Raw genomic sequence first — 16,728 nt, forward strand, 5'->3', positions numbered from 1 at the left:
TCCTTTCGTGCCGTGTTCGGGCACCGTGTCAGGCACCTGTGATGATGGACAGGCTCTCGTAGGGGCGCAGCGTGATGCGCGAGCGCACGACCGCGTCGTCGTAGTTCCCAATGAGGACGCGCCCCTGGGCGAAGCCCCCCAGGACGTCGACGTCGACGTCGTGGGCGCGGAAGTTGTTGAGCACCAGCAGGCGCTGGCCGTCGTGCTCGCGCACGTAGGCGAAGACCTCGTCGGGGGCGTTGTAGGGGGTGTAGGAGCCCTCGGCGATGACCGGGTGGGTGTGCCGCGCCTCGATGAGGCGCCTGTAGTAGGGCAGGATGCGGCCCCGCTCGGCGGACTCGACGTTGACCTCGGCGTGGTTGACCGGACGCAGCCAGGGAGTGCCCCGCGTGAACCCGGCGTTCTCGGAGGCGTCCCACTGCATGGGGGTGCGGGCGTTGTCGCGGGCCTTGGAGTGGACGACGGCGAAGGCCCGCGCGGGGTCGGCGCCCCCTTCGATGAGGACACGGTAGGCGTTGCGCGCCTCGACGTCCACGTAGTCGTCGATGCTCGTGTAGGCGGGGTCGCTCATGCCGATCTCCTCGCCCATGTACACGAAGGGCGTTCCGCGCAGCAGGTGGATGGCGGTGGCGAGCATCGTCGCCGACTCGTAGCGGTACTCATCCACGTTCCCGAAGCGGTCGAGGGCGCGGGGCTGGTCGTGGTTGTTCCAGAACAGGGCGTTCCAGCCCCCGCCCTCCTGCATGCCGAGGGCCCACTCCCCCAGGAGGCGCTTGAGCGCGGCCAGGTCGAAGTCCTTGAGCGTCCACTTCTGGCCGTCCTCGTAGTCGACTTTGAGGTGGTGGAAGTTGAACACCATCGACAGCTCGTGGTTGGCGGGGTTGGAGTAGCCGATGCACGCCTGGATGGAGGTCGACGACATCTCGCCGACGGTGATGGAGTCGGCGTCCTGCCCGAAGGAGTGCTCGGAGAGCCACTGCAGGTAGGTGTGGACATCGGGGCCGTCGGTGTACATCGCGCGGTCGTCGGTGCCCTCGGGGGCGTCGAGCAGCGCCTCGGGCTTTCCGATGACGTTGATGACGTCGAAGCGGAAGCCGCGCACGCCCTTGGAGCGCCAGAAGTTGACGACCCTGGCGGCCTCCTCGCGGACTTCGGGGTTGTGCCAGTCGAGGTCGGCCTGGGTGCGGTCGTACAGGTGCAGGTAGTACTTGCAGGTGTCCCCGAAGGGCTCCCAGGCGGGGCCCCCGAACTTCGACACCCAGTTGGTGGGCAGTGAGCCGTCGGGCTTGGGGTCGCGCAGGTAGTAGTAGCGCTGGTAGCGCTCGTCGCCGGCCAGCGCCTTGCGGAACCACTCGTGCTCGGTGGAGGTGTGGTTGAGGACCATGTCGAGCATGACGCCGATCCCGTGGGCGCCCAGGGCCTCGACGAGCTCCTCGAAGTCCTCCATCGTGCCCATGGCGGGGTCGATGGCGCAGTAGTCGGAGATGTCGTAGCCGTTGTCGCGCCCCGGCGAGGGGAAGAACGGGTTGAACCAGACGTGGTCCACGCCCAGGGAGGCGATGTAGGGGATCTTCTCGATGATGCCCCTCAGGTCCCCGACGCCGTCGCCGTTCGAGTCGTAGAACGACTTGGGGTAGATCTGGTAGACCACTGAACTACGGAACCCCGTCATCGTGCCCTCCAATGCTCTCGCATTCGTCAACGTTGTTTCGTACGCGAAAGTTTACCCTTTGAAAGACAGGTCAACGAGTGGTCTTTCACATATTCACACCACCGTTGTGGACGACTACGATTCTCCCCTCAGAAGCCGAGGCGCCCCAGCATCTTCGGGTCGGACTGCCAGTCCTTGGCGGTGCGCACGTGCAGGTCCAGGTACACCCGCTTGCCCAGCAGCTCCTCGATGTGGCGCCGCGCCTCGGTGCCGATCTCCTTGAGGCGCGCCCCGTCCCGCCCGATGATGATCGCCTTCTGGGAGTCGCGCTCCACGTAGACGTTGACATGGACATCCACCAGGGGCGGACGGGTGTCGCCCTCCCTGCGCTCCCGCTCGATGACCTCCTCGACCTGCACGGCCAGGGAGTGGGGCAGCTCGTCGCGCACCCCCTCCAGGGCCGCCTCGCGGACGAACTCGGCGATCAGGGTGTCGCGGGACTCGTCGGTCACGTCCCCGGCGGGGTACAGGGGCGGCGAGAGCGGGACTGTTTGGGCGAGCACGTCGCGCAGGTGGTCGATGCCCTTGCCCTCCACGGAGGACACGGGCACGATGGCATTCCACTCGCCCAGCCGTTCGATGGCGAGCAGGTGCTTCATGACGCGCTCGCGGCCCACCGCGTCGCACTTGGTGGCCACGGCGATGACCGGGCGCTTCACGCCCCGCAGCTCGCGGGCGATGAACTGGTCGCCCGGGCCGATCCTCTGGTCGGCGGGCAGGCAGAAGAGCACGGCATCCACCTCGGCCAGCGCCTCGCGCACCATGTCGTTGAGCCGCTTGCCCAGCAGCGTGCGGGGCCGGTGGTAGCCGGGGGTGTCCACGAGGACCAGCTGGTAGCCGTCGCCGTGGACGATGCCGCGGATGTTGTGGCGGGTCGTCTCGGGGCGCCCCGACGTGATCGCCACCTTCTGGCCGACCAGGGCGTTGGTGAGGGTGGATTTGCCGACGTTGGGGCGCCCCACGATTGAGACGAAGCCCGCGCGGAAGTCCTCGGGGTAGTCGGGGACCTCGATTGCGGCGGCCGCGTCCTGGCGCAGCGAGGCCACCGAGGTCAGCGCCTCGAAGGCGTCCAGGTCCGCGTCCTCCTCGTCCTCCAGGTCCGACAGGTCGTCGGCCCCGTCAGCGGCCGTATTCTCGGTGTCGTCGAGGCCGGGGTCGTCGCCGGGCCCGTCAGCGTCCGACGCTTCGGCGTCACCGGAGCCGGCGCCACCACCGGGCCCGGCCCCGTCCTCCCCTCCGAGGCCGGCACCGATCTGCGCGCGTGCCTCGGCTTCCGGATCGTCGGCGTCGGGCGCCACCTCGATGCGCGCGTCCCCGAGGGCGTTGGGGCCTGCCATGAGCTCGTCGTCACTGGGGAAGCGCATCAGTCCTCTTTCCGTGTTCCTGCGTGGGGCGGGGCACCGGGCGCCCCGCTCCCCCCAACTGTAGAGCACACGATGGTCCCCACCTGGCGCCGGCGGCCCCGCGCCTCCTCGGCGCGCATGCGCACCCCCGCCAGTTCGCCGCGCGCCCCGGGCAGCGGCACTCTGCCAATGGCTTTGGCCAGCAGGCCGCCCACCGAGTCCACGTCCTCGTCCTCGACCTCGACGCCCAGCAGGTCGCCGAGCTCGGAGATCGGGTAGCGCGCGGGCACGCGCCACGCGCCCCCTCCCAGGGGCTCGGGCTCGATGACGTGCCGGTCGTGCTCGTCGGTGAGTTCGCCGACGACCTCCTCGATGATGTCCTCCAGGGTGACCAGGCCCGCCACGCCCCCGTACTCGTCGATGACGATCGCCATGTGGGAGTGCTCGGCCTGCATCTGGCGCAGCAGGTCGTCGGCCGGCTTCATCTCGACGGTGAACTCGGCGGGGCGCATCATCTGCTCGGCGGTGTGGTCAAGGTCGGGCCCGTGGGCCTCCAGGCGGGCCACCACGTCCTTGAAGTAGAGGACGCCTCGCACGTCGTCGACGTCGTCGCCCACCACGGGCAGGCGCGAGAACCCGGAGCGCACGAAGAGGCGCAGGGCCTTGCGGGCGCCCAGGTCCGCGTCGGCGGTCACCATGTCCGTGCGCGGGACCATGACCTCGCGCACCAGGGTCTGGCCCAGGTCCAGGACGGAGCGCACCATCTCGCGGTCCTCCTCCTCGATGGACTCGGGCTCCCCCACCTCGTCGACGATCTCGCGCAGGTCGGAGACCAGTTCAGCGCGGGCCTGCGCCTCGGTGGGCTCGGGCGCGGGGCGGGAGGCTCGCACGCGCCCCAGCAGCGGGTCCAGGAGGCGGCTGAGCCGCACGAGGCGGGCGGCGGTGGGCGCCCCCGCCAGGGCGATCCCCTCGGGGCGGCGCGCCGCCCACTGGCTGGGGACCAGGGACACGAAGAGGAATTGCAGGGCGGAGACGGAGGCGACGGCGATGAGGGCCACGGCCCACCACGCGATGCCCTTGTCGACCAGGATGAGCGTGACGGACACGGCGAAGACCACCTGCCACAGGGTGCGCGCCGAACGCAGGACCAGCAGAGTGCGCCTGCGGTGGGCGACCAGGCCCGCCAGCACCCCGGCGCGCGCCCTGCCCTGCTCGGCCAGGTCCTCCACGGCGGCGGCGCTCAGGCGCGAGACGCCCTGTTCGACGCTCTGCGCCAGGCAGGCCACCACCAGGGCGAAGGCGGCCAGCACGGCGAGCGCCAGGTCGGGGACGGCCCCGATCGACGAGGCGCCCGCCGCCTGGGCGGTCAGCGGTGGGGTCATCGGGACGCCAGGAAGGTGAGGAGCAGTTTGCGCTGCAGGGCGAACATCTCCGCCCTCTCGGCGTCCTCGGCGTGGTCGTAGCCCAGCAGGTGGAGGATGCCGTGGGTGGCCAGCAGCAGCATTTCCTCGGCGGCGGTGTGCCCGGAGTCGGCGGCCTGGCGGGTGGCCACCTCGGGGCAGATGCAGATGTCTCCGAGCATCCCCGGCGGCGTGGGGTTGTCGGCGGTGCCGGGTTTGAGCTCGTCCATGGGGAAGCTCATGACATCCGTGGGGCCGGGCAGGTCCAGCCATTTGACGTGCAGCTCCTCCATGGGGCCGGCCCCGATGAACAGGATGTTGAGCTCGGCGTCGGAGGCGACGTGCATCTGGGTGAGCACGTAGTCGGCCAGGGCCGCGAACTCGGCGCAGTCGATGTCGTAGTCGGTCTCGTTCAGAACCTCGGTCATGAGCGGTCCTCTCGGGGGTGTCTGGCGCGGGAGCGGGCGGAGCGCCGGTGCGCGCCGCCGTCCTCCCACCGCTGGTACGCGTCGATGATATGGCCGACCAGCTCGTGGCGGACCACGTCCGCGCTGGTGAGGTGGCAGAACTCGATGCCGTCCACGCCCTCCAAGATGGTCTGGATGACGGCGAGGCCGCTGGGCTGGCCGCCGGGCAGGTCCACTTGGGAGGCGTCGCCGGTGACGACCACTTTGGATCCGAATCCCAGGCGGGTGAGGAACATCTTCATCTGGCCCAGCGTGGTGTTCTGCGCCTCGTCGAGGATGATGAAGGAGTCGTTGAGGGTGCGTCCGCGCATGTACGCCAGGGGCGCGACCTCGATGGTCCCGGCGGCCATGAGCTTGGGCAGCGCCTCGGGGTCCAGCATGTCCCCCAGGGCGTCGTAGAGGGGCCGCAGATAGGGGTCGATCTTGTCGGTGAGGGACCCTGGCAGGAACCCCAGGTTCTCGCCCGCCTCGACGGCCGGCCGGGTCAGGACGATGCGGCGGGCCTCGCCGGACAGGAGGCGGCGCACGGCCTGCGCCATGGCCAGGTAAGTCTTGCCCGTGCCCGCCGGACCGATGCCGAAGACGACGGTGGAGCGGTCGATGGCGTCCGTGTACGCCTTCTGCCCGGGCGTTTTGGGGCGGATGGAGCGGCCGCGGGCGGAGAGGATCTCCTCGGAGGGGGCTTCGCCGCGCGTGACGCGCCCCAGCAGTGAGATGGCCTGTTCGACGGCGTCGGCGTCGAGCGCCTGGCCCCGCCCGGCCAGGCCGATGAGCTCCTCGACCAGGTTCGCGGCCAGGTCGATGTCGGCTTGGACGCCGGTCATGGAGATCTCGCGCCCGGTGACCAGGAAGCGCACATGGGGGAAGCCGCGCTCCAGGGCGCGCAGCACCTGGTCGGCGACCCCCAGGACCATGATGGGCTCCAGGCGCGCGGGAATGGTGGCACGCCTGGTCTGCACGAGGGTGCTTTCAACGGTGGGGTCGCTCATGCGGTGGAGGTCCACGCTCCTTCGGATCCGCTTGTGGTGCTGCCCCGATTCTATCGGCGCCGCCGGGGCGGGGGCCACTCGGCGTGCCCGCCCCGCCCGCGGATGTTCCTCCCCGCCCCCCCGGGGGCAAGCTGACGCGCAGCGTGTGGGCGCGTTTGTTCTCCAGCCCTACCCGGCCCCCGGGGGCAAGCCCCTGACTCACAGTTTTCGAGTACTTGTCTGCTTCACGCGGGCGGGCGTAGTTTTGGAGCATGGCTGGAGCTTTCGAGGATTTCGAACAGATGATCGCCGACGCGCAGCGGCGCGTGTCGGAGAACGCACGGGCGGGGGCGCGCTTCAGGCGGGCCAGCGAGGGCGTGGTGGGGCGCGGGCGCGCCCTGGGCGGCGAGGTCGCGGTGGAGGTGGACGCCTCGGGCGCGCTGGTGCGCTGCGCTTTCGGGCGGGGCGTCCAGCGGGTCTCCCTGTCGTGCTTGGGGGCCGGGGTGGTGGAGGCGTACACGGCGGCACGGGCGGACGCGCTCGCCGGGGTGCGCGGGGCCGCTGTGGAGGCGTTCGGAGCGGACAACCCGATCCTGGCCCCCCTGATGGGAGGCGGGGACGGTGAGTGAGGAGCTGCGGGTGGACACGGACGTGGTGCGCTCCTACGCGGCGCGCGTGGACGCGACAGCCGACCAGGTGTCGCAGGCCCAGTGGGCGGTGGGCTCCTTGAACACCATCGGGGCGCTGGGCGCGTTGTGCGCGCCGCTCCTGGGGCCGGCGGTCAGCTTCGTCGAGGCGGGGGCGCGCTCGTGCATCGACGCGACGGGGCAGGGCCTTGGGCGCATGTACGAGCTCTTGGGGCGCACGGCCCAGGACTACGACGCGGTGGAGGCCCAGATCTCCGAGGATCTGCGCGCGATCATGGAGCGCCTGCCGTGAGCGGCGGGGCGGCGCTGAGCGCTGCTGATGCGCCCGGCGGGGCGGTCCGCGGCAGCGGGAACCCCGGCAGTGCCCTGGTGGCCGAGCGCCAGGATACACGCAGCGGCTTCGAGGGCCTGGGCATCATTGAGGACGGGCACGCCCTGGTGGAGGCCATCCAGGGCGGCAGCTGGGCGGGCACAGCGCTGGGGGTGGCGTTCACGGGGTTGGACGTGGCGTCCGCCGTCTCGGATCCCATTGGCACCCTCATCTCGATGGGCCTCGGCTGGGCACTGGAGTGGGTGTGGCCCTTCAACGCGTTGTTCAACGCCCTGGCCGGGGACGCGGCGCAGGTGGAGGCGAACGCGCAAACGTGGGAGAACGTGGCCGTGTCCCTGGAGGCTGCCGGCGCGCAGTTGGAGGAGGACACGACCACCTGCCTGTCCGACATGGCCGGGGACGGGGTCGAGGCGATCCGGACCTCGGCCGACGGAGTGGCGGAGCACGTGCAGGCGGCCTCCCAGTGGGCGCAGGCCATGGCGGACGGCCTGCGCATGGCGTCGGGCATCGTCCAGGTGGTGCATGACGTGGTGCGCCAGGCGATAACGGATCTGATCGGCACGATCTGCTCGGTGGCCATCGAGGAGGCCTGCACCCTGGGCCTGGCCACTGCACTGGTCATCGAGCAGATCACCACCCGGGTCGCCGCGTTGTCGACCCATGTCTTCGAGGCCATCGGCCATTTGAAGACCGCGTTCTCCAGTTTCCACGGGCTCCTGTCGGAGCTGGGGCGCTTGTGGAACACGCTCACCGGGGCGATCAGCTCCATGTTCCACCGGGGGGCCGCCGCTGTGACGCCCCACGGCCCCGTGGCGGGCACGACCGCGGCCATCGGAATCGGCGGCGGGGCCCCGCACGGCGCTCACGGCCCGCACGCCTCGGCCCAGCCCGCTCCCCCGCCCCCTCCTCACACCAAAGACCCCGTGAAGAACGATCCCCTGGTCTTCCCCGAGCGCAAGCCGTGGAAGGGCAAGTCGCGGGAGAAGCCCGAACCAGAACCCCACCACGGCGAGAGGTGGGGCGAGGGGCGCGACCAGGCCCAGCTCAACACACTGAGGGACGCCCGCGTCGAGACCAAGCAGCACATCGAAAACCTGGAGGCCGAACTCCGCGCCCACGGGGTGGATCCCAAGGACGCGACGCAAGAACGACTTGAAGAGACTATAACTGACCTCAGGAACAAGGGAATGCCTGACCCCGAAATCAAAAAGGTACAGATGATTGCAGACGCCTTGTCATCCCAGCGCGGAGAATATTCCCGCCTCGGCGAAGAAGTGGGTATCGTTGGGGCAGAATCTAAATTGGAGAGTCAGGGGATGGAGCTCGTTCCCGATACCGGGGGCACAGGCGCGGGGAACGCCAGCGGCGACATCTACGCGACCGCCCTGGACAAGGAGGGCAATCACCAAGCCTTCCACGTGGTGGAGGCCAAAGGATACAGCAGCAAACTGGGGACGCGATTGGTCGATGGAACGCCCTTCGAACAGGGGTCCCCCACATACGTGCGCGACATCATGCTCAGCGACACGCAGCTGCACGGCGCACTGGCCGGGGACGCGGCCCTCCGCGAGGCCATACTCAAAAGAGAGATCCCGGTGATCGCGGATGTGTACCGCACGCGCCACCCGTACATGTCCTGCGTCACCTTGCAAAAGACAACCGCCGTGCCCCTCGACGACGACTTCATAAAGAAGCTGGAAGAGATACTCAAGGGACACCCGGCCTACACGCCTTCATCTCCCCCGAAACCCACCCCCTGAAAAATACACTAGAAGATAATACCTACAAGGAGTAGAATTAAACCATGAGCACCACATTCACCCCCTGCCCCGCAGACAGATTCGCCGAGATTGCCAAAACCTGGCTCGATCACACTTGGCCCATCTCAGCAGCCGAGGCCAGCCAGATCTATGAGAACCTGGGATACTCGGCAGATCCAGAAGATCCAGAAATGTTCGCATCCCCCTTTTCAGACGGCAAAAGTGACTCGTATTATGTCACAGTGAAAGGCTTTGTCAGCACGGTCGACATCGCGGTTGCACGTCCATGCAATACGGGTGAAGAGGAGGAAGCATCTGCCGCTATCGCCGACACCTACACCACATATAGTCGAATTATTGATCGCCAATATGCTAGTACAATTAGTTCTACGCGATCCCGAGATCATTCGAAAGCATGGTTCTTCACGACTGGACTTGAACTGAACATCTCAATCTGGAACCGATCCCTTTCAATGCGCATTCGCTCCCCGTACATGACCCAGTTGCGTCGCGAAGAGGAGGAAATGGGCTTGACCAGCTACAGCGAGATCCTCGAGGACGACTGAAGAGGACGTTCAGCTCATGACGACGCAGCGCCCCGCCAGATTCGAAGCCTACCCAACAGATCGCCTCATCGAAATTGTCAAAGCCTGGGCCAACCACTCCTGGCCCATAACCACAGAAGAGGCGCGAAAATTATACGAAAGCCTGGGATACCGCGCTTACGCACCGAAACCGGAACTATTTATTTCAGACTTTTCACAGACAGACCCTGATTCCTACATCACAACATACAATGATCGCGTAGGCGACGCACGCATTTCAGTGTCCCACCCATGCGACACTGTTACACCACAGAACACAGACATAATCGCTCACACATTCAGCGATTACTGCGCCACTATCGAAGACAAGCTTAAAGATATAATTGCACGTCGCAAGAGAGAAAGGAACACAATCCGATGGACACTACACAACGGTGTTGATATTCGTTTAGCAAAGCTATCGAAGAACATCTCACTTTTCATCGAATCACCTCGTATGACCAAGTTGCGCCGCGAAGAGGAAGAAATGGGGCTGACCAGCTACGGCGAAATCCTCGAGGATGACTGAACGGAACATTCAGTCCATGACGCAGCAGCCGGCGAGGTTCGAAGCCTATGCTACGGACCGTTTTATCGAAGTCGTTAAGGCCTGGATTAATCACCCATGGCCGATTACACCTGACGAAGGAAAGGGATTATATGAAAATCTCGGACTCCGCGGATACAATCCGCGCCCGAACTTTTTCTGGTCTGATTTCTCCACGGACAAGGAACCAGACTCCTACTACGTCGTCACGCGGGATCAAGTCAGCACGATCGACATGGAAATGGCGCGACTCCTCCCCGGCAGGGGAGCCAGCGACGATTCACCGCTCTATGAGATATATACACGATACTGCAACGCCATCGACACGGTATTCAATGGAAACGCAACAAAACATCCAGTTCACGACAAAGTGACCGAATGGACGTTTCATAATGATGTCCGAATCAGGATCGCGAACATCGATATCGCAATATCTTTAGTTATCCATTCACCTCACACGACCCAATTGCGCCAAGAAGAAGAGGAAATGGGCTTGACCAGCTACGGCGAGATCCTCGAGGACGACTGAGGAGGAGATTTAGTCCATGACGCAGCGCCCCGCCAGATTCGAAGCCTACCCTACAGGCCGTTTCAACGAAGTCGTTAAAGCCTGGATTATTCACCCATGGCCCATAACCACAGAAGAGGCGAAAGAAATATACGAAAGCACTGGATACCGCCCCTACGCCCCAGACCCGAGTTTGTTCATATCAGATTTGTCAAAAGACGGCGAGCCGGACTCTTACTACACACATAACGACGGCTATATAAACACGGTCAACATAACAGTTACGAAACAAGGAGAAATAGGGACTGAGAAACACGATGCCGACAAAATTGAGAAGACATACAAACAGTACTGCAATGCGATTGACGCTCTACTTTCGAAACGACTTACCCGACGACATCAACAGGATTCCGCAACTGAGTGGTTCATCGACAATAATGTGAACATAAGAGTCGGAAATCCCGGGCACAGGGTAACGTTTTCCGTTTCCTCGCCGGCCATGACTCAGTTACGCCGCGAAGAGCAGGAAATGGGCTTGACCAGCTACAACGAGATCCTCGAAGCCGACTGAGAGGAACACCGGCGCCCCAGACTTGAGACCACCACCACTACAGAAGAAACGAGGATTCGGAGAGTGGACACCACCAACGTGACACGGACGCGCATAAGGCGCACACTCAGGCAGATGGCGAACAACCGGAGCCCGATCACAGAGCAGCGCCGCATCGAGCACATCGCCGACGCCCTGGCCCACGAGCAGGGCGAGTACACCAGGCTCGGCGAAGAAGTCGGCATCGTGGGCGCCGAGTCCTCCCTGGAGCGCGAGGGGATGGTAATACTCCCCGACATCGACGGCCCCAACGAGGGAAACCACAGCGGCGACATCTACGCCGTCGCCTACGACGAAGACTCCATGCCCCGTTCCCTCCACGTGGTCGCGGCCAAGGGGTACTCGCACAGGCTGAGGACGCGGCCAGTCGACGGCACCTACGCCACGCAGGGCTCCCCGGAGTACGCGCGCCACCTCATGCTCACAGACCGGTGCCTCCACGCCGCCCTCGCCAAAGATCCCGTTCTACGCCGGGGCATACTCGACGGCAGTGTCGAAGTCATCGCCGACGTGTACCGCACGCCGCACCCTTACATGTCGAGCGTCATCCACCCGAGCGCCACCCCCGTCCCCCTCGACCGGACTTACGCCACCACGCTCCAGAGCATCGTGAGGCAGCACCCGGACTACACCGAGTAGAGCACAATGAACAGCACCGCATTCCAGTCCTACCCCGTGGACCATTTCATCAGCATCGTTCAAGCCTGGGTCCACCAGGCATGGCCGATCACCACGGCGGACGGCCGACGGGTGTACGAAGCCCTCGGCATGAGACCCCACGCCACCGATCCCAGCCTCTTCATGTCCCACTTCGCGGTGGGCGGCGAGCCCGATGCCTACTTCACGGAACACGAGGGCCTCATCAACACGGTCCGCATGCAGATCGGCCGCCCATGCCCTCTCGGAACCGAAGAGCAGAACAGGCCCGTTATCGCCCAGTACTTCGCCGCGTACTGCGGTTCAATCGAACAGGCATTCGGGCCGAGCACGCTCATGCGCAGGCGAGAGGACGACGGAGCAATCGACTGGATCCTGAACAACAACGTCGGAATCAGCCTCGGCCCCCTCAGCCACTCGATCATCCTGTTCATCGACTCCCCCACCATGACGCAGCTGCTCCGCGAGGAGGAGGAGAACGGCCTGACCAACTACAACGACATCCTCGAAGACGACTGAGCAGAACGGCGAAGGCATGCCACAGCGCCCCGCCGCCTTCGAGGCCTACCCGGCGGAGCGATTCATTGAGATCGCCAAAGCCTGGGCCGACCACGCCTGGCCGATTACCGTCAAACAAGCACAGCGCGTGTACGAAAGCCTGGGCTACCGTGCTTACCCACCGGACCCGAGCCTCTTCACATCCGACTTATCTGCGGACGGCGAACCCGACTCCTACTATACTGCCACAGGAAAACACATCAATTCAATCAGACCCGCAGTCGCTCGGCGTTGCCCTATTGAAGAGGAAGCCAGATACTCCGCCCTGGTTTCCGACACCTACGCAAAGTACCGCTCTGCGTTCGATAGGACTTTCAACCATGTTGCTAAGCATGTGCGCGGAAGTCGGTCAGATGAGTGGACCTTAGACAACGATGTGCGATTCAGGATCAGCGATATAGGTATTACAATCACATTCGTCATTCATTCCCCACGCATGACACAATTGCGTCGCGAAGAGGAGTCGATGGGTTTGGCCAGCTACGATGACATCCTCGAAGACGACTGAGCAGAACGGACAGCCATGGGACATTACCCCACCAGATTCGAAGCCTACTCCGTAGACCGTTTCATCGACATTGTGAAGGCATGGATAGAACATTCCTGGCCGATCACAGCAGCAGAAGCCCAGCACGTTTACGAGAGCTTGGGTTATTCAGTGGATCCAGAGGATCCCGAAATGTTCACCTCCCCCTTCGCAGACGGAAAGGCCGACTCATACTATGTCACTGTGAAGGGCCTTGTCAGCACGGTTGACATCGCGGTTGCGCGCCCATGCAATCCGGGTGAGGAAGAGGAATCCTCAGCCGTCATAGCAGATGCATACGCCACATTCCACCAAGCGATCAATTCGCACTACATGAATATGATTAGTGCCACACGGTCCGATGCTGATTCCACGGAATGGACTTTTACAAGTGATGTTGAGTTAGATGTCTCAGTCTGGAACCGTTCCGTTTCAGCGTGTATTCACTCTCCTTACATGACCCAGTTGCGTCGCGAGGAGCGGGAAATGGGCTTGACCAGCTACGAAGACATCCTCGAGGACGACTGAGCAGAACGGAGAAGGTATGCCACAGCAACCCGTCACCTTCAAAGCCTACCCCGTAGAACGCTTTATCCAAATCGTCAAAGCCTGGGCGAACCACCCCTGGCCCATGACACCCGATGAGGGCAGACAACTATACGAAAGCCTTGGCTACAAAACAGACGACACGGACCGAGAGATGTTCTTTTCACCATTCGCCAATGGTGAACCAGACTCTTTCTTCACGCACACTGGAAACACCATTGCCGACATCGTCATCGCCGTCGGAGAGCGCCACACAGTCGAAGAAGAAGACAGCTGCATAGAAGCGGTGACGCGCGCATACGAGGAGTACTGCGGAGCAGTTGACGCATCGTTCATTGGAGCAGTGGACAGCCGCCAGAAGACAAGCGACGCGATGGAGTGGTTTTTGAACAATGGGGTGCAGATTAGAATTGACAATGTGGGAATAATGGTCAGCCTGACACTCCACTCCCCACGCATGACCCAGTTGCGCCGCGAAGAAGAGGCCATGGGGCTCACCGACTACGACGACATCCTCGAGGACGACTGACCCGGATCGCCCACCGACCGCCCGCCCCGGCAGCCAGGCCCGCCGCCCCCGCGCCTTCGGGGCGCAGCGGCGATAATGGTGGCGTGCGCACGCTTGAGGACCTCGTATCGGACCCGCCCGACCTGCCCGTCGCGGCCTCGCTGCCCGCGATCACCCGGGCCGCCCGCTCCGGCGCCTGCGCCGTCATCACCGCTCCCCCCGGAACTGGCAAGACCACACTGGTCCCCGCCGCCCTCGCCGCAGCACTGGCCCAGCCCCTCCGCGAGCGCCCCGGCCGGATCCTGGTCACCCAGCCGCGCCGCGTCGCCGTGCGCGCCGCCGCCCGCCGCATCGCAAACCTCCTCGGCGAACGGGTGGGCGGCCAAGTCGGCTACACGGTACGCGGCGACTCCGCCGCCTCCCGCTCCACCCGCGTTGAAATGGTCACCCCGGGCGTCCTGCTGCGCAGGCTCCAACGGGACCCCGAACTGCCCGCAGTGGCCGGCGTGCTCCTCGACGAGTTCCACGAGCGCGACCTCGACACCGACCTCGCCCTCGCCTTCCTGCTGGACGCGCGCGCCGCCCTGCGCAAAGACCTCTTCATCGCCCTCACCTCCGCCACCCTGGAGGCCTCCCGCACGGCCGGCCTGCTGGAGGACGCGACGGGCACCGCCCCGGCGCTCATCGACATCCCAGGCGCCATCCACCCACTCGACGTGCGGTGGGCCCCTCCCCCGCGCGGGGCCGAGCCCCTCGGAGCCGTGGGCGGGCGCGTCGGCGTGCGCCGCGAGTTCCTGGCCCACGTGGCGCGCACCGTGGAGTCCGCCTACGCCGGAAGCGACGGGGACCTGCTGGTGTTCCTGCCCGGCGTGGCCGAGATCGAACGCGTCCGATCCCTCATCAGCGCCCCGGGCGCCAACGTGCTCCCCCTCCACGGGCGCCTCGGCGCCGCCCAGCAGGACACTGCCCTGTCCCCCGGCTCCCGGCGCCGCATAGTGCTCTCCACGTCCATCGCCGAGTCGTCGCTGACCGTGCCGGGCGTGCGCGTCGTCGTCGACGCCTCCCTGGCCCGCGAGCCCCGCCTCGACGCGGCGCGCGGAATCTCCCAGCTGGCCACGGTCCCCGCCTCGCGGGCCCGCCTCGAACAGCGCGCGGGCCGCGCCGCCCGCCTGGGGCCCGGCACCGCCGTCCGCGTCATGGACCCCGTGGACTTCTCGCGCCGCCCCGCCCAGTCCGCGCCCGGCATCGCCGTCCAGGACCTCACCGGCGCGCGTTTGCAGGCCGCCGTGTGGGGCGCCCCCGACGCCACCGGGCTCGCCCTGCTCGACGCCCCTCCGGCGGGCGCGTGGAACGCCGCCGGGGCCAGGCTGCGCGCGTTGGGCGCCATCGACGAGGCGGGGGCGGCCACCCCCTTCGGCCGTGCCCTGGCCTCCCTCCCCCTCGACCCGCCGCTGGGCCGCGCACTGCTGGCGGCCTCCCCCGTCGTGGGCGCCGCCCGGGCGGCGCGCCTGGCGGCCCTGCTGGCCGAGGACGTGCGGGCCGACGGCGCGGACCTGGCGCGCCTGGAGCGCTCCCTAGGGTCCCCGCCCGCCCACCTGCGCGCCACTGCCTCGCGGGTGGCGGAGCAGGAGGCGCGCCTCGTGGCCCTGGCGTCCACGGTGAAGACCCCGGGCGGCGCGATCCCGGGGGCGGGTTCGGAACCAGCGGCAACGGGCGCGACGCGCACGCGGGAGGACGCGCTGGCGCTCACCGTCGCCCTGGCGCGCCCCGAGTGGATCGCCCGCAAGCGCCCCGGCTCCTCCGCCTACGTGCTCGCCGGGGGCGTGGGCGCCCTCCTGCCCGCGGGCTCCGCCCTGGAGGGCCAGGAGTGGCTGGCGGTCGCGGGCATCGACCGGGCCAGCGGCGACAAGCAGGCCCGCATTCTCGCGGCCGTCCCCATCGGGCCGGACGACGCCCTGGAGGCGGGCGCGCCACTGCTGGCCACCAGCACCGACGCGGCGCTCGAATCAGGGCGCATCCGGGCGCGCCGTGTGCGCCGCCTGGGTGCGATCGAGCTGTCCTCCCAGCCCGCTGGAGCCCTCCCCGCGGACGAGGCACTGGCCATGGTCCGCGCCTTCGCGCAGAAGAACGGCCTGGGGGCCTTCGGATGGGGGCAGCGCGCCACGGCGCTGCGCGCCCGCCTGGCCGCCCTGCGCGCCGCCATCGGCGCCCCCTGGCCCGACGTGTCCGACGAGGGGCTGCTGGCCGCCTCCGACACGTGGCTGTCCCCCCACGCCCAGCACCTCGCCTCTGGAGCGTCCCTGTCCGGCGTTGACATGGCCGAGGCACTGCGGGCGCTGCTGCCCTGGCCCCAGGCCTCCCGCCTCGACGAACTGGCCCCGGAGAGGATCACCGTCCCAGGCGGCGCACAGCGCGCCATCGACTGGTCCACCGGCTCCCCCGTGCTCACGCTGCGGGTGCAGCAGGCCTTCGGATGGACCGACACCCCCGTCCTCGCCGACGGCAGGCTCCCCCTGGTCCTCCACCTCACGAGCCCCGCGGGGCGCCCCGTCGCCGTCACCTCCGACTTGGCGTCCTTCTGGGCGGGGCCGTACACGCAAGTGCGCGCGCAAATGAGAGGGCGCTACCCCAAGCACCCGTGGCCGGAGGACCCGCTGTCCGCCCGGCCCACCGACCGGGCGAAACCCCGCCGCCGGTGACGGCGGCGCGCCAGCCGGGCGCCCTCAGTCCTCCAGGCTCTTCTCCACCACGGACCTGCCGTCGGGAAGGTTCTTCGACGGCATCTGGTAGCCGCCCACGTCCGCTATCGACGGACGCTCCAGTCCGAGGTCGCGCAACTGGCTGAGCGTCGACATGCGCACGGGGCCGAGCTCGGCGACGGGCACACCGCCCTCCAGCAGAGTCACGACCTCGCCTGATGAGACACGTGCGACCACGTCCCCCATGTTCTCCCGAAAATCACCAATATCAAGAGCCCTCATAGGGCTTATCGTTGCACATTCCCCAGTCCTGCGGCCAGTGGTGCTCCAACAGGTGGAATACTCCCCCCACCAGCGG

General features: G+C 66.4%; 19 protein-coding genes. 13 read left to right on the plus strand and 6 right to left on the minus strand.

The features are described 5' to 3' along the window. Positions 1–28 precede the first annotated feature (28 nt). From treC to G447_RS0102750, 5 genes are all read right to left on the minus strand, one after another. Complete coding sequence (gene treC / locus G447_RS0102730; protein ID WP_034476127.1) at positions 29–1,672, minus strand: alpha,alpha-phosphotrehalase; 1,644 nt, start codon at positions 1,670–1,672, stop codon at positions 29–31. A 128-nt stretch (positions 1,673–1,800) separates the two neighbouring features. After that, positions 1,801–3,075: a GTPase Era gene (era, locus tag G447_RS0102735; RefSeq protein ID WP_026429951.1), complete on the minus strand. Its 1,275-nt coding sequence runs from the start codon at positions 3,073–3,075 to the stop codon at positions 1,801–1,803. Next, positions 3,075–4,436, minus strand: coding sequence for a hemolysin family protein (locus G447_RS0102740; protein WP_026429952.1), 1,362 nt, complete (start codon positions 4,434–4,436; stop codon positions 3,075–3,077). Before G447_RS0102740 ends, era begins: the two co-directional genes overlap by 1 nt. Next, positions 4,433–4,882, minus strand: a complete 450-nt coding sequence (gene ybeY, locus G447_RS0102745) for an rRNA maturation RNase YbeY (RefSeq protein ID WP_005871248.1) — start codon at positions 4,880–4,882, stop codon at positions 4,433–4,435. The genes G447_RS0102740 and ybeY overlap by 4 nt, the downstream gene beginning before the upstream one ends. Next, positions 4,879–5,910, minus strand: a complete 1,032-nt coding sequence (locus tag G447_RS0102750) for a PhoH family protein (RefSeq protein WP_026429953.1) — start codon at positions 5,908–5,910, stop codon at positions 4,879–4,881. Before G447_RS0102750 ends, ybeY begins: the two co-directional genes overlap by 4 nt. 251 nt (positions 5,911–6,161) lie before the next feature. On the opposite strand from G447_RS0102750, the gene G447_RS0102755 reads away from it, so the two are divergent. The 13 genes from G447_RS0102755 to hrpB all read left to right on the plus strand — a co-directional run bounded on the left by G447_RS0102755 (position 6,162) and on the right by hrpB (position 16,370). Further along, entirely contained in the window at positions 6,162–6,518 is a 357-nt protein-coding gene (locus G447_RS0102755) for a hypothetical protein (protein WP_026429954.1), read from the plus strand. Beyond that, positions 6,511–6,828, plus strand: a complete 318-nt coding sequence (locus G447_RS0102760) for a type VII secretion target (RefSeq protein WP_243442287.1) — start codon at positions 6,511–6,513, stop codon at positions 6,826–6,828. Before G447_RS0102755 ends, G447_RS0102760 begins: the two co-directional genes overlap by 8 nt. Next, on the plus strand, positions 6,825–8,627 hold the full coding sequence (locus G447_RS12455) for a hypothetical protein (RefSeq protein ID WP_026429956.1): 1,803 nt from the start codon (positions 6,825–6,827) through the stop codon (positions 8,625–8,627). Before G447_RS0102760 ends, G447_RS12455 begins: the two co-directional genes overlap by 4 nt. A gap of 44 nt (positions 8,628–8,671) precedes the next feature. Next, a complete protein-coding gene (locus G447_RS11905) occupies positions 8,672–9,193 on the plus strand; it encodes a DUF6301 family protein (protein WP_034476131.1) in 522 nt (173 codons plus the stop codon). A 16-nt stretch (positions 9,194–9,209) separates the two neighbouring features. Further along, positions 9,210–9,740, plus strand: coding sequence for a DUF6301 family protein (locus G447_RS11910; RefSeq protein ID WP_081697837.1), 531 nt, complete (start codon positions 9,210–9,212; stop codon positions 9,738–9,740). Between the two features lie 16 nt (positions 9,741–9,756). Continuing rightward, the gene (locus tag G447_RS11915) at positions 9,757–10,287 is read left to right on the plus strand and encodes a DUF6301 family protein (protein ID WP_081697838.1); all 531 of its coding nucleotides are present in this window, start codon (positions 9,757–9,759) and stop codon (positions 10,285–10,287) included. Positions 10,288–10,303: 16 nt separating this feature from the next. Further along, positions 10,304–10,837, plus strand: a complete 534-nt coding sequence (locus G447_RS11920) for a DUF6301 family protein (protein WP_081697839.1) — start codon at positions 10,304–10,306, stop codon at positions 10,835–10,837. 114 nt (positions 10,838–10,951) lie between these two features. Continuing rightward, positions 10,952–11,515 (plus strand): hypothetical protein, encoded by a 564-nt coding sequence (locus G447_RS0102775; protein ID WP_026429957.1) that lies wholly within the window; start codon positions 10,952–10,954, stop codon positions 11,513–11,515. Between the two features lie 6 nt (positions 11,516–11,521). Next, entirely contained in the window at positions 11,522–12,052 is a 531-nt protein-coding gene (locus tag G447_RS0102780; protein ID WP_026429958.1) for a DUF6301 family protein, read from the plus strand. Positions 12,053–12,068: 16 nt separating this feature from the next. Beyond that, entirely contained in the window at positions 12,069–12,599 is a 531-nt protein-coding gene (locus G447_RS11925) for a DUF6301 family protein (RefSeq protein WP_081697840.1), read from the plus strand. Positions 12,600–12,614: 15 nt separating this feature from the next. Next, positions 12,615–13,145: a DUF6301 family protein gene (locus G447_RS11930; protein WP_131295664.1), complete on the plus strand. Its 531-nt coding sequence runs from the start codon at positions 12,615–12,617 to the stop codon at positions 13,143–13,145. 16 nt (positions 13,146–13,161) lie between these two features. Continuing rightward, positions 13,162–13,692, plus strand: coding sequence for a DUF6301 family protein (locus G447_RS12230; protein WP_034476135.1), 531 nt, complete (start codon positions 13,162–13,164; stop codon positions 13,690–13,692). Between the two features lie 83 nt (positions 13,693–13,775). Further along, positions 13,776–16,370: an ATP-dependent helicase HrpB gene (gene hrpB / locus G447_RS0102790; RefSeq protein ID WP_026429960.1), complete on the plus strand. Its 2,595-nt coding sequence runs from the start codon at positions 13,776–13,778 to the stop codon at positions 16,368–16,370. 24 nt (positions 16,371–16,394) lie between these two features. Here hrpB and G447_RS0102795 read toward each other — a convergent pair whose 3' ends face one another. After that, positions 16,395–16,652, minus strand: coding sequence for a type II toxin-antitoxin system Phd/YefM family antitoxin (locus G447_RS0102795; protein ID WP_026429961.1), 258 nt, complete (start codon positions 16,650–16,652; stop codon positions 16,395–16,397). Between the last annotated feature and the right edge of the window lie 76 nt (positions 16,653–16,728).

The organism is Schaalia georgiae DSM 6843 (assembly GCF_000429245.1).
Classification (GTDB): Bacteria; Actinomycetota; Actinomycetes; order Actinomycetales; family Actinomycetaceae; genus Pauljensenia; species Pauljensenia georgiae.

Coding starts and splice junctions, on each gene's coding strand:
- G447_RS11915 (WP_081697838.1), top strand. CDS start 9,757: ATGACGCAGCAGCCGGCGAGGTTCGAAGCCTATGCTACGGACCGTTTT.
- G447_RS11920 (WP_081697839.1), top strand. CDS start 10,304: ATGACGCAGCGCCCCGCCAGATTCGAAGCCTACCCTACAGGCCGTTTC.
- G447_RS0102740 (WP_026429952.1), bottom strand. CDS start 4,436: ATGACCCCACCGCTGACCGCCCAGGCGGCGGGCGCCTCGTCGATCGGG.
- ybeY (WP_005871248.1), bottom strand. CDS start 4,882: ATGACCGAGGTTCTGAACGAGACCGACTACGACATCGACTGCGCCGAG.
- treC (WP_034476127.1), bottom strand. CDS start 1,672: ATGACGGGGTTCCGTAGTTCAGTGGTCTACCAGATCTACCCCAAGTCG.
- era (WP_026429951.1), bottom strand. CDS start 3,075: ATGCGCTTCCCCAGTGACGACGAGCTCATGGCAGGCCCCAACGCCCTC.
- G447_RS0102795 (WP_026429961.1), bottom strand. CDS start 16,652: ATGAGGGCTCTTGATATTGGTGATTTTCGGGAGAACATGGGGGACGTG.
- G447_RS0102780 (WP_026429958.1), top strand. CDS start 11,522: ATGAACAGCACCGCATTCCAGTCCTACCCCGTGGACCATTTCATCAGC.
- G447_RS0102750 (WP_026429953.1), bottom strand. CDS start 5,910: ATGAGCGACCCCACCGTTGAAAGCACCCTCGTGCAGACCAGGCGTGCC.
- G447_RS0102755 (WP_026429954.1), top strand. CDS start 6,162: ATGGCTGGAGCTTTCGAGGATTTCGAACAGATGATCGCCGACGCGCAG.
- G447_RS0102775 (WP_026429957.1), top strand. CDS start 10,952: ATGGCGAACAACCGGAGCCCGATCACAGAGCAGCGCCGCATCGAGCAC.
- G447_RS11930 (WP_131295664.1), top strand. CDS start 12,615: ATGGGACATTACCCCACCAGATTCGAAGCCTACTCCGTAGACCGTTTC.
- G447_RS11905 (WP_034476131.1), top strand. CDS start 8,672: ATGAGCACCACATTCACCCCCTGCCCCGCAGACAGATTCGCCGAGATT.
- G447_RS11925 (WP_081697840.1), top strand. CDS start 12,069: ATGCCACAGCGCCCCGCCGCCTTCGAGGCCTACCCGGCGGAGCGATTC.
- G447_RS12230 (WP_034476135.1), top strand. CDS start 13,162: ATGCCACAGCAACCCGTCACCTTCAAAGCCTACCCCGTAGAACGCTTT.
- G447_RS11910 (WP_081697837.1), top strand. CDS start 9,210: ATGACGACGCAGCGCCCCGCCAGATTCGAAGCCTACCCAACAGATCGC.